We start from the raw sequence: 12,099 nt of genomic DNA, 5'->3' as shown, positions 1-12,099 counted from the left end.
CAATGGTCACGCTTCGCGTGACGGATCGACTACCGGGCACAGCCGATCCGTATGTCGTTTTCCGCTGTGGTGACCGAGGAAGCGCTGTCTGAGTGGCCGAGCAGCGGGTCAAGGCCCAGCTTGGATGCTCTCCCAGCCGCTGACCGAGCACTGGCCATCGGCGTTGTTGCCGGTGCTGACAACAGTGCCGCCGCTGCGCAATCCCAGCGTGTGGATAGATCCTGCCGACACCGCGACCAGACTTGCCCAGTCACCGACGTCACACTGGCCGTGGCGGTTGTCACCGACTGCGAGACCGCGCGGCGTGCAGGTCTTGGCCGATCCGCACGACACCGAGGTCGGCGAGGGCACGGCACTCGCGCGCTAACGATGAAGGACACCGAAGGCAATCCCTGGACGATCGGGGACGACCGGAAATGCCCAGAAGATCGAGATCTGTGCACAGTGGGACGCGTGCGCGTGCAATCAGCACTGCTGCGCAGACACTAGCGCTCAGCCAGGTCCACCAGGCGATCGAGGAACTCTCTCTGCGCCGCCACGATGAGCTCGTGTGCCCTACCCACCTCGCACCACTCGGCCCGCTCGATCTCCGGGAAGGAGACGTGGTGACCGGATCGTGGTGGCCACTGCATCGTCACCAGGTTGCTCGAGACGAAGCCCAACGACAGGTCGGCCTCCACGGCCCAGACGCGGACCCGCTTCCCTCCCGACTGGCGCACCTCGCCGAGGTCGAGACGGGGGCCGACCGGCGGTGGGGTTCCGACCTCCTCGAGGAACTCCCGCTCCGCCGCGGCCAGCGCGTCCTCGCCCGGTCCGTGCTCGCCCTTGATCACCGTCCACGCCCGGGGGCGATGTGTCCAGGCCGGTCCGCCCATGCGTCCGAGGAAGACGCGGGTGACCCCCTTCGCCGTGATGAAGGGGAGGAGACCGGCGCTCGTACGGGGCACGTGGCCCAGCCTGCCACCGGGACACTCTTGCGCGGTCGAAGTTGCGCGGCGGCACGCGCGTCGCTCCGGTCCGCGACGTGGGAAGCCCCCGGAGACGGCCGTCTCCGGGGGCCTTCGAGCGGGGACCGGTCAGGTCGATTGACCCTTGTCGTGCCCGTTCTCGCGCTCGCGGGCCCTGGTGACCGTCGTGACGGGAGTGCGCTCCCGGGTCCAGATGCCCTTGGTGCTCCTGAGCGCGTAGTCGATGCGGTCGTCGACCTGCTCGCCGAAGACGTCGTCGAAGTTCTCCGTGAGCTCTCCGGCCATCGCCCGGCGGCGCATCCGCAACTCGGTGTCGAGGATCACCCGGTGCTCGCTCTTGAGGGCCTTGTACAGCGCGATCATGATGAAGACGATCACGATCGCGAAGGGCGCACCCGTCGCGACCGAGCCCGCCTGCAGTGCGGACAGACCCTCTGTTCCTCCGGCCAGGAGCAGGGCGCTCGCCACGACTCCCTCGAGGACGGCGAACAGCACCCGGCTCCAGGTCGGCGGGTCAGGGTGCCCACCGGAGGCGAGCATGTCCACGACGAGGGAGCCCGAGTCGGACGAGGTGACGAAGAAGACGATCACCAGGATGATGGCGATGGTCGACAGGAGGCTCCCCAGGGGCAGCGTCGCCAGCGTGTCGAACAGGGCGACCTCGGCCACGAGGCCGTCGTCCGGCACGAGGTCCCCGACCGTGCGCTCCCGGTGGATGGCGGTCCCGCCCAGCACGGTGAACCACACGAAACCCAGCAGCGTCGGCACGAGCAGTGCACCGGTCACGAACTCACGGACCGTGCGTCCCCGTGAGATCCGGGCGATGAAGACGCCGACGAAGGGGGACCAGGCGATCCACCATCCCCAGTAGAAGATGGTCCATCCACCGGCCCAGTCGAGGCCTGCCTGCCCGGTGTAGGCAAAGGCGTCGAAGGTGTTCGGCAGGAGGTTGGCGCTGTAGGCACCGATCGACTGGACGAAGTCGCGCAGCAGGAACAGGGTGGGGCCGAGCGCGAGGATCGAGACGAGGAAGATCGCGGCCAGACCGAGGTTGAGGTTGGACAACCACTGGATGCCCTTGCCCACGCCACTGATGACCGAGAGGGTGGCGATGGCGGTGATGACCGCGATGAGGACGACCATGAAGGTGTTGGAGGCCTCGTCGATGACGCCCAGCTCCATCAGCCCGGTCGAGACCTGGGTGACGCCCAGACCCAGCGAGGTGGCGACACCGAAGAGGGTGCCCACGATGGCCAGGATGTCGACGACGTCACCGATCCAGCCCTTGACGCGATCGCCGAGGAGCGGCTCGAGCGCCCACCGCAGGGAGACGGGACGACCCTTGCGGTGGATCGCGTAGGCGAGGGACAGGCCGACGATGACGTACACGGCCCACGGGTGCAGTCCCCAGTGCAGGAAGGTCTGGGCCATGGCCTGGTTGGCCAGCTCGGCCTCGCTTCCCTCGACGCCCGGCTTGGGGCTGGTGTAGAACGTCAGCGGCTCGGCGACGCCGTAGAAGACCAGACCGATCCCCATCCCGGCTGCGAAGAGCATCGCGAACCAGGACACCAGATTGAACTCCGGCTTCTCGTGCTCACGTCCGAGGGTGATGTTTCCGAACCGACTCACCGCGAGGAAGATCGCGAAGACGACGAAGGACGCGATGGCCAGGGTGTAGAACCAGCCGAAGCCACTCACGATGTTGCTCTGGATCGAGTTCCACAGCTCGCCGGCCGTCTCGCTGAAGACGATCGAGAAGAGGGAGACGGCGACGACGATGATCAGCGAGGGCCAGAACACCCTCGGGGCGATGCCACCCGGACCCAGCCGGACGCCGTGTGCACGGAGCTGGTCGGCGATGCGCTCGTCCTCCGTGCGCGGGTCGGGATCATCGTGGTGGTTCGGGCTTCGACCGTCGGTGGCGTTCGACGATTCGCTCATGCGCGCCTGCTCTCCTCGAAGTTGGTCGTGGTCCCCAGCAGCAAACCACACCTCGTCGATGTGGGTCCGACTGCGAGGTTCCTGTCGCACGACACGATGGTGGAGCAGAGCGCAGCGGGTCAAAGTGCCCGGTACCGCCCGTGCGCCGTGGCGTACGGGCCTCACGACCCGGTGAGGGCCTCCTCCACGCTCCGCAGCTCGGCCGCGATGGCCGCTGCCGACCGGGTCCGGGACACCTTGTGGTCGAGGATCCCCCCGAGTCGCTCGCGCGCCAGGGCCATCCGCTCTCGTTCACCGCGCATCCGGGGGTTCCACGTGGCCCCGAGGACGAGGTACCCGATGTGCGCGAGCAGTTGCTCCATCTCGCGGTAGGGAGCGACGGCACGGGGGGCATCGGCCAGTGCGCGGGTGGCGACCTGGTCCGAGGCGAGCAGCTCGACGTACAGCTGTCGGCAGTGGTGCAGGTGCGCATCCATGCCCTCCGGAGTGCGCGTTCGGCGCTCCACCAGATCGGCGAGGACGTCGTCCAGGGCGAGCACCACCCGCCGGGCGTGCGCCCGCAGCAACAGCTCCGGGCGCCCGAGCGTCCCGGAGACCATGACCACCACCAGCGCCACACCCACCCCGACCACGGTGTCGATGCCGCGGTCGTAGACGATGGTCGACAGGTCCATGTCCGTGACGGACATGGAGATCGACAGCGCCAGGGGTGTGAGGAAGACCACGGCGGCTGCGTAGTTGCGGGTCACGAGCATCTCGACGACGAACTGCAGGCCGACGACGAGAGCGATCAGGGCCCAGTGGCCGGGATCGAGCCGCAGGACCAGTCCGAAGGCCAGCAGGCCGGCCGCCGTGCCGACCGTGCGCTGGAAGGAACGCTGCAGTTGCGCGCGACGGGTGCCACCACTGTGGACGATGAGCACCGCGAAGGCCGCGGCCCAGTACGCGTGTGCGTTGTCGAGGGCGAGGGCGATGGTGCCCGCGACCAGCCCGGCGACAAGGACCCGGATCGCGACGAGCAGGTCCTCGCTGGGCCAGCGCAGTGCCTGACGCAGCGACCACCGGGCCCGCGGACGACCGAGCGAGACCTGGCGAGCGCTGGCGGCCTCGTACAGAGCAAGCTCCGCCGTCACCTCGTCGTCCGGACCGCCGACGGCACGCGAGACGGCGGTCGCGTAGCGAGAGTGCATCCGCTGCAGCCGACCACCGAAGCGGTCCTCGCTGCCGCCGTCGGTGACGGCGGTCCAGGCACGGTTGAGGGCAGCGGAGGCGGTGCGCCGCGACCGGGCGATCGCCGACGGGTCGGTCTGGTCGATGTACGCCTCGATCAACTCCTCGGCCGACGCGACCGCGGCCTTCTCGACCCCGTGGGCTCCGACCCACAGGTCGGCGGTGCCGACGACGATCGCCGAGAGGACACCCACGGCGGCGATGCCCAGGATGGTCCGTGGGTCCGCGCCGTGCGAGGCGGCGAGGTTGCCGATCCCGACGTCGAGGGCGAAGAAGAAGCCGGCCGGGGGACCGATCTGCAGGGAGTAGGTCAGGAAGGTCGCAACGGTCGCCACGAGCGCCATGAGGGACACCGCGAGGAAGGGGTGGTCGGCCGTCGCGATCCCCAGGGCCAGCGAGGCGAGCAGCCCCACGCCCGCGCCGGGGATCGTGCGCAGCCGCCGGCGCACGGGAGCGCCCGCGCCGTAGAGCACCGCGAAGACGCCGAGTCCGGCGAGGAAGACCTGCTGCGGGGGAAACCCCGCGAGGGTGAGCCCGGTCAGCGGCAGGCCGATCGCCAGGGCGGCGCGCAGGGCGATCCACCGCCGGACGGGGCTCGGCGCGAAGGAGACGACGGGCCGCGCGAAGTCGACCGCGGCTGATCTGCTCATCCCAGCGCTCCACTGCTCCAGACCGCGCCGGTCTCGTATCCCAGGGAATGGTAGAGACGCCGTGCGGTGTCGTTGACCGAGTACATGCCCAGAGTGCACCACCCGTGGGTGCCGATGGCGACCCGTGTCAGGTCTGCGGTGACCATCCGGCCCAGGCCACGTCCGCGGGCCGCCGGGACGACGGTGATCCCGGACAGGACCGGGGTGCCCGACCGCTCCGGCTCGCAGCAACCGACGGCGAGCAGGTCCCCGTCGACGTCCCGGACGCCGACCCAGCGCTGACCGGGCCGGGCGAAGGGTTGGCCGTCCGTCCCCGGGTTGTGCGCATCGAGCAGTGCCTGCAGGGCGCCCCGGTCCTCCTCGACCAGCTCGACCGTCCCGTGCGGGGGGTGCGCGGCCGGGGGCGTGGTCGTCCACATCCATTCCCACAGCCCCTGTGGTTGCGGCAGCAGCCCGCCGATGTGCGCCGCGGTGCGGGGGAGGGAGACCGCATCCACCCCCTTCGTCCGCTGGTGCGCCAGCCACCCGGCGAACGAGGCGGACGAGACGAGCTCCTCGAGCGCGGCGACGACCGCGGGGGAGACGAGCTGACCGCTGTCGTCGTCACCGTGGAGCATCAGGTTGGTGCCGTGGGTGTACGTGGGCCGGGCGAAGGCGACCGCCCAGACGGGTCCGTGCCGGACGCACAGCGCGTCGGTCCCGGGCAGGGGCGTGGACTCCGCGAGGACGACGCGGTCGCCACCCGTCCAGAGGGCGAGGTCTGGCAGGGGGATGCGTACGACGCTCACTCGGTCACCCCGACGCGGGCGTGCAGGCGCTTCATCCAGCGTGGGGCCCACCAGTTCCACTCGCCCAGGACCGACATCGTCGCCGGCACGAGGAGCATCCGCACGAGCGTCGCGTCGATGATGATCGCGACGACGAGGGCGACGCCGGTCTGCTTGACGGCCAGGATCTGGGCGAGGACGAAGCCGGAGAAGACGATGACCATGAGCAGGGCCGCGCTGGTGATGATCCGCCCGGAGCGCTGCAGGCCCAGCCGTACGGCTTCGTCGGTGGGTCGGCCCTGCTCGTGCAGCTCGACGATCCGCGAGAGCAGGAAGACCTCGTAGTCCATCGACAGGCCGAAGGCGAAGGCGAGGACGAGGACCGGGATGGACACCTCGACGGCACCGACGGAGTCGAAGTCGAGCAGACCGGACAGGTGCCCGTCCTGGAAGACCCACACGAGCACCCCGAGCGAGGCGCCGAGGGAGACGACGTTCATCAGCAGGGCCTTCACCGGGACGATGACCGAGCCGGTCATGAGGAAGAGCAGCACGAAGGTCGCCAGGACGACGGTCGCGGCCGCCCACGGCGCGCGGTCGACGAGGACGTCGACGAAGTCGGCCAGCCCGGCTGCCTGGCCCCCGATGTCGGCATCGAAGGGAGGCCTGTCCGCCCGCAGGTGGGCGACGAGGTCGCGACTGTCGTCACCGAGGGGTTCGTCGCTGGTGCGCAGGTCGACGGTGAGCACCGTCTCTCCGCCCGGTGTCGTGCCGACGTCGCTGACCTCCGCGGAGTCCACGTGCGGCAGCGCCGTCGCCTCGTCCGCCGCCCAGGCACGCACCCGCGACCCGTCGGCGGTGGTGACGACCTGGACGTCCGGTGTGGCCAGCTGCGGATAGTCCTCGGCGAGCTCGGCGAAGAAGGTCCGCTGGTCGCTGCCGACGGGCAGCAGCTCGGTCCCGGAGGAGGTGACCTCCATGCGGGTCGCCGGCAGGGCCATGGCACCGAGGGCCGCGAGCACGAGGACGATGACCAGCCACGGCACGCGTTGCACACTGCCCGCCAGGCGGGCGAAGGCCCCGTCGTCATGGGCCTGCTGGGCGCGTCCCCTGACCAGGTGTCGGGCCCACAGGGCACACAGGGCGGGCACCAGCGTCGTCGCGACCGCGAGGCAGAGCACCACGACCGAGACACCGGCAGCGCCCGAGGCGCGCATGAAGGTCGCGGGGAAGAAGAACAGCCCCGACATCGCGATGGCGACGGTGACCGCGGAGAAGACGACCGTACGTCCGGCACGGTCGAGGGTGCGGCCGGTGGCCTGCTCGACGACGTGACGACCGCCCCCGGCCCCGTCGGGCCCGCGGGAGAGCTCCTCGCGGAAGCGGGAGACGATGAGCAGGCCGTAGTCGATGCACAGACCCAGACCGAGGACGGTGACGATGTTGACGACGGTGGCATCGAGGTCGATGACGTGGGCGAATCCCCACAGCGTCGCCAGTGCTCCCGCGATCGAGGCCAGGGCGCCGAGCAGCGGGATCCCGGCGGCGAGGAAGCCGCCGAAGATCAGCACCATGACCACGAAGGTGATCGGCAGGGCGATGCCCTCACCGACCGTGAGGTCGGTGCTCACCTGCTCGATCACCTCGTCCACGAGCATCTGCACGCTGCCCCGGGAGCTGTCCGTGGCCTGTGAGCCGCTGACGATCTCGCCGAGCTGGACGTCGACGGCGCGTTGGGCCCGGTCCAGTGCTTCGTCCCCGAGGTCCTCCTCGTACTCCACGACCGTGACGAAGCCGTAGCGCCCATCGCCCTGCTCCTGCACGAGGGGGTCCGCGCGCGCGGACTCGACACCGCCGGGCAGGACGAGGGGGTTGACGACCCGGGCGACGCCCTCGGTCCCGTGGATGCGTTCCACCGCCGCCGCGACCTGCTGACGCACGAAGGGGGAGGTGGCCGGCGACCCCTCGACGATCAGGGTGTCCGCGGCGAAGTCGCCACCACCGGCCTCGACGAGCAGATCACGGGCCTGGAGTGCCTCGCCCGGGGCGGTGATCTCACCGCTGGACAGGTCGTCGAAGAGGGCGTGGCCCGTGACGGTGCCCAGCGCCAGCGCGAGGGAGAAGACCGCGAGGACGAGCCAGGTGATCAGGACGGCGACAGGGTGCTTCGCCACCTGCACGCCGATCCGGTGCAGGAGGGTGGAGGTGTCCCGGTGAGCGGCCACCGGGATAGCGTGCCACCCGTGACCTCCTTCGATCTCTTCGCCTCCGCCGGTGGGGAACCCGACGGTGGTGGGGCGGACCTGCAGGCGCCGCTCGCGGTGCGCATGCGGCCACGTGACCTCGACGAGGTGCGTGGTCAGCAGGAGGTGCTTCGGCCGGGCTCACCACTGCGTCGGCTCGTGGAGGGCAGCGTCAGCGCCGTGACCGGACCGATGTCGGCGATCCTGTGGGGCCCGCCCGGGACCGGCAAGACGACCCTGGCCCACCTCGTCGCGACGGCCGCCGATCGGGACTTCGTCCAGCTCTCTGCCGTGACCGCGGGAGTCAAGGACGTGCGCGCCGCCATGGAGGGGGCCGCGCGAGCGCGGTCGCTCTACGGGCGACAGACGGTGCTGTTCCTCGATGAGATCCACCGCTTCTCCAAGGCGCAGCAGGACGCGTTGCTGCCCGGTGTGGAGAACCGCGAGGTCGTGCTCGTCGCGGCGACGACGGAGAACCCGTCGTTCTCCGTCATCGCGCCGCTGTTGTCACGCTCGATCCTGGTCACGCTGGAGTCGTTGACCCGGGAGGAGGTCGGGGAGGTCATCGATGCCGCCCTGACCGACGAGCGGGGACTGGCTGGTGGCTACGACCTCGCGGACGAGGCCCGGGACCACCTCGTGGCGATCGCCGGGGGAGACGCCCGTCGCGCGCTGACCTCGCTCGAGGCCGCCGCCGGCGTCGCCGACGGCGACGTCCCCTTCGGCCCCGACACCCCGAAGACCATTCCGCTCACCCTGGCCCACGTCGAGCAGGCGGTCGCCCGTGCAGCCGTGCGCTACGACCGCACCGGTGACCAGCACTACGACGTCGCCTCCGCCTTCATCAAGTCGATGCGCGGTTCCGACGTCGACGCGGCCCTGCACTACCTCGCCCGTCAGCTCGAGGCGGGGGAGGACCCGCGCTTCATCGCCCGACGCATCGTCATCGCCGCCTCCGAGGACGTCGGCCTCGGCGACCCGACAGCCCTGCAGACGGCGGTCGCCGCGATGCACGCCGTCGCCCAGATCGGGATGCCGGAGGCTCGCATCATCCTCGCCCAGGCCGTCGTCCACAACGCGCTCGCGCCGAAGTCCAATGCCGCCTACACCGGCATCAACGAGGCCATCGCCGACGTGCGGGCCGGCAAGGTGCAAGCGGTCCCGGCCCACCTGCGTGGCAGCGGATACACGCAGGCCTCCGACCGGGCCGCCGGCGCGAGCGGGGGAGCGAAGGTCGAGGGGTATGTCTACGCCCACGACCAGCCCGACGGCGTCGCCACGCAGCAGTACCTGCCGGACGACCTGCACGCCGAGCTCGCCGAGAGGTCCTACTACCGGCCGACTGATCGCGGCTTCGAAGCACGACTGCAGGACAGGTGGGCCTGGCTCAGGGAGCGCCTGCGCCGCCGGTGACCGCCGGGTACGAGGGCGGGTGACGCTCTTCGGGTGGGTAGGGTGTAGGTCATGACCGTGCCTCTCTCACGACCGCGGCGGACCACCGCGCGGCGAGCTATCCCGGGGTCGACCTGCGCCTGACGCGCCGCTCGCCCCCTTCGCTCCTGCCTGAGACCTGCGCACCTCGCTCTTCGCAACAGCATTGATTGGACACGAGACACCCATGGAAACTGCCGAGATCCGGCGCCGCTGGTTGACCTTCTTCGAGGCGAAGGGGCACACGGTCGTCCCCTCCGCCCCGCTGGTCCACGAGGACCCGACCCTCCTGTTCGTCAACGCCGGCATGGTCCCCTTCAAGCCGTACTTCTCCGGTCAGGAGACGGCTCCGTGGGACCGGGCCACGAGCGTGCAGAAGTGCGTGCGCACCGGTGACATCGACGAGGTCGGCAAGACGAGCCGACACGGCACGTTCTTCCAGATGAACGGCAACTTCTCCTTCGGCGACTACTTCAAGCGGGAGGCCATCGCCTTCGCCTGGGAGCTGCTGACCACGCCCCAGGACGAGGGTGGCTACGGCCTCGAGCCCGAGCGTCTGTGGGCCACGGTCTACCGGGACGACGACGAGGCCGAGCGCCTCTGGCTCGAGGAGACCACGATCCCGGCCGGGCGCATCGTGCGCCGCGGTGAGCTCGACAACTACTGGAGCATGGGCGTGCCCGGGCCCGGCGGCCCGTGCAGCGAGATCTTCTACGACCGCGGCGAGGAGTACGGCGTCGACGGTGGGCCGGAGGTCGACGAGGACCGGTTCATGGAGATCTGGAACCTCGTCTTCATGCAGTACGAGCTCTCGGCCGTGCGCGCCAAGGACGACTTCGACGTCGCCGGCCCGCTGCCGGCGCAGAGCGTCGACACCGGCATGGGGCTGGAGCGCATCGCGAGCATCCTGCAGGGCGTCGACAACATGTACGAGATCGACGAGGTCTACCCGGTCCTGGAGAAGGCCGCGGAGATGACCGGTCGCGACTACGGTGCCTCCTCCGGTCAGACCGCGGGGGACTCCCACCCCGACGACGTCCACCTGCGTGTCGTCGCCGACCACGTGCGTTCCTCGCTCATGCTCATCGGCGACGGGGTGACCCCGGGCAACGAGGGTCGCGGCTACGTGCTGCGCCGGATGCTGCGGCGCGCGGTGCGCGCGATGCGCCTGCTCGGCTACGAGGAGCCGGCCCTGCCGCACCTCCTGCCGATCTCCATGGAGCGGATGAGCGCCTCCTACCCCGAGCTGCGGACCGGCTTCGACCGGATCGCGCAGATCGCCTACGGCGAGGAGCAGGCCTTCCGCCGCACCCTGGCCCAGGGCACGACGATCCTCGACACTGCGGTGAGCGAGACCAAGCAGTCCGGGGGTGATGTCCTGACCGGGGAGAAGGCCTTCGCCCTGCACGACACGTACGGCTTCCCGATCGACCTCACCCTCGAGATGGCGGCCGAGCAGGGTCTGACGGTCGACCGCGAGGGTTTCGTGCGGCTCATGGACGAGCAGCGTCAGCGGGCCAAGGCGGACGCGAAGGCCAAGAAGGGTGGCCACGCCAATACCGAGGTGTGGAAGCGGCTGCGCTCCCTCGGTGCCACCGACTGGCGTGCCTACGAGGAGCTGACCACCCACGGCTCGGTCGTCGGGCTGGTCAGCGACGGCGTGAGCGTCGAGGAGCTCGAGCCCGGTCGGACCGGCCAGGTGGTGCTCGACCGCACCAGCTTCTACGCCGAGTCCGGTGGTCAGGTCGCCGACAGCGGCATCATCGTCGCCGATGGCACCCGCCTGCTCGTGACGGACGTGCAGCGACCGGTCAAGGGCCTGGTCGTGCACACCGTCGAGGTCGCCGACGGTCCGGTGCGGGTCGGCCAGGAGACCTCGGCCGAGGTCGACCCGGGCTGGCGCGTCGATGCCTGCCAGGCCCACTCCGGCACGCACGTCGTGCACGCTGCCCTGCGCCAGGTGCTCGGCCCGTCGGCCCTGCAGTCCGGCTCCTACAACAAGCCCGGGTACCTGCGGCTGGACTTCGCGTGGAACCAGTCCCTGTCCGCCGACGCACGCGCCGAGATCGAGCACGCCGCGAACCTCGCCGTGCGCGACGACCTGCCGGTCTCCGCGGACTGGATGACCCTGCCGGAGGCCCGTGAGCAGGGCGCTCTGGCGCTCTTCGGGGAGACCTACGACGAGCAGGTCCGCGTCGTCGAGATCGGCGGACCGTGGTCCCGGGAGCTGTGCGGGGGCACCCACGTGCGCCACTCCAGCCAGATCGGTGCGCTCACCCTCACCGGCGACTCCTCGGTCGGCTCGGGCGTGCGCCGCCTGGAGGCCTTCGTCGGGATGAACGCCCTGCAGCACCTGGCCACCGAGCGGGCCCTGGTCGCCGAGCTCTCGGACCTCGTCAAGGCGCCGGCCGGTGAGTTGCCCGAGCGCGTCTCCGACATGATCACCCGCCTGCGCGAGACCGAGAAGGAACTGGAGAAGGTCCGCCGCCAGCAGGTCGCAGCCTCTGCGGGGTCGCTCACCGACTCGGCGAAGGACGTCGCAGGGGTGACCTTCGTCGGCCAGCACGTACCCGGCGCGTCCGGCGACGACCTGCGCCGCATGGTCACCGACACCCGTGGCCGACTGGGTGAGGAGCGGCCCACGGTCGTGGCCCTCACCGGTGACGGATCCGGCAAGCCCGTGGTCGTCGTCGCCACCAACGAGTCGGCCCGCGCGAAGGGGGTCCGGGCCGGTGCTCTCGTGCGCGTCGCCGCGACGACCCTCGGCGGCGGGGGAGGCGGCAAGGACGACCTCGCCCAGGGCGGTGGTCAGGATGCCGGCAAGGTGTCCGAGGCGCTCGCCGCACTCGAGCGCGAGATCGGGGCCTGA

At 70.5% G+C, this 12,099-nt stretch carries 8 protein-coding genes; 2 read left to right on the top strand and 6 right to left on the bottom strand.

Going from position 1 to position 12,099, the window contains the following annotated elements; genetic code table 11:
• Nucleotides 1–108 precede the first annotated feature (108 nt).
• From V1351_RS09115 to V1351_RS09090, 6 genes are all read right to left on the bottom strand, one after another.
• The gene (locus V1351_RS09115) at nt 109–231 is read right to left on the bottom strand and encodes an RCC1-like domain-containing protein (protein ID WP_338752497.1); all 123 of its coding nucleotides are present in this window, start codon (nt 229–231) and stop codon (nt 109–111) included.
• A 254-nt stretch (nt 232–485) separates the two neighbouring features.
• Nucleotides 486–947, bottom strand: coding sequence for an NUDIX domain-containing protein (locus tag V1351_RS09110; protein WP_338747845.1), 462 nt, complete (start codon nt 945–947; stop codon nt 486–488).
• Between the two features lie 129 nt (nt 948–1,076).
• Nucleotides 1,077–2,909, bottom strand: coding sequence for a BCCT family transporter (locus V1351_RS09105; RefSeq protein ID WP_338747844.1), 1,833 nt, complete (start codon nt 2,907–2,909; stop codon nt 1,077–1,079).
• Between the two features lie 161 nt (nt 2,910–3,070).
• A complete protein-coding gene (locus V1351_RS09100) occupies nt 3,071–4,789 on the bottom strand; it encodes an FUSC family protein (protein WP_338747843.1) in 1,719 nt (572 codons plus the stop codon).
• Nucleotides 4,786–5,577: a GNAT family N-acetyltransferase gene (locus V1351_RS09095; RefSeq protein ID WP_338747842.1), complete on the bottom strand. Its 792-nt coding sequence runs from the start codon at nt 5,575–5,577 to the stop codon at nt 4,786–4,788. Before V1351_RS09095 ends, V1351_RS09100 begins: the two co-directional genes overlap by 4 nt.
• Complete coding sequence (locus V1351_RS09090; RefSeq protein ID WP_338747841.1) at nt 5,574–7,781, bottom strand: MMPL family transporter; 2,208 nt, start codon at nt 7,779–7,781, stop codon at nt 5,574–5,576. The genes V1351_RS09095 and V1351_RS09090 overlap by 4 nt, the downstream gene beginning before the upstream one ends.
• A gap of 18 nt (nt 7,782–7,799) precedes the next feature.
• Between V1351_RS09090 and V1351_RS09085 the strand changes: the two genes are divergently transcribed.
• Together V1351_RS09085 and alaS are read left to right on the top strand one after the other, a co-directional pair.
• The gene (locus V1351_RS09085) at nt 7,800–9,212 is read left to right on the top strand and encodes a replication-associated recombination protein A (protein WP_338747840.1); all 1,413 of its coding nucleotides are present in this window, start codon (nt 7,800–7,802) and stop codon (nt 9,210–9,212) included.
• Nucleotides 9,213–9,417: 205 nt separating this feature from the next.
• Nucleotides 9,418–12,099 carry an alanine--tRNA ligase gene (gene alaS, locus V1351_RS09080; protein WP_338747839.1) on the top strand — a complete coding sequence of 894 codons (2,682 nt, stop codon included), beginning with the start codon at nt 9,418–9,420 and terminating at the stop codon, nt 12,097–12,099.

Origin of the sequence: Janibacter sp. A1S7 (assembly GCF_037198315.1) — a bacterium.
Taxonomy (GTDB): Bacteria; Actinomycetota; Actinomycetes; order Actinomycetales; family Dermatophilaceae; genus Janibacter; species Janibacter alittae.
The sequence above is the reverse complement of the archived record's forward strand: the minus strand, read 5'-3'. Positions and strand labels throughout refer to the sequence as shown.

Excerpts from the sequence above, each read along its gene's own strand:
- alaS (WP_338747839.1), top strand. The coding sequence starts at position 9,418 with ATGGAAACTGCCGAGATCCGGCGCCGCTGGTTGACCTTCTTCGAGGCG.
- V1351_RS09100 (WP_338747843.1), bottom strand. The coding sequence starts at position 4,789 with ATGAGCAGATCAGCCGCGGTCGACTTCGCGCGGCCCGTCGTCTCCTTC.
- V1351_RS09105 (WP_338747844.1), bottom strand. The coding sequence starts at position 2,909 with ATGAGCGAATCGTCGAACGCCACCGACGGTCGAAGCCCGAACCACCAC.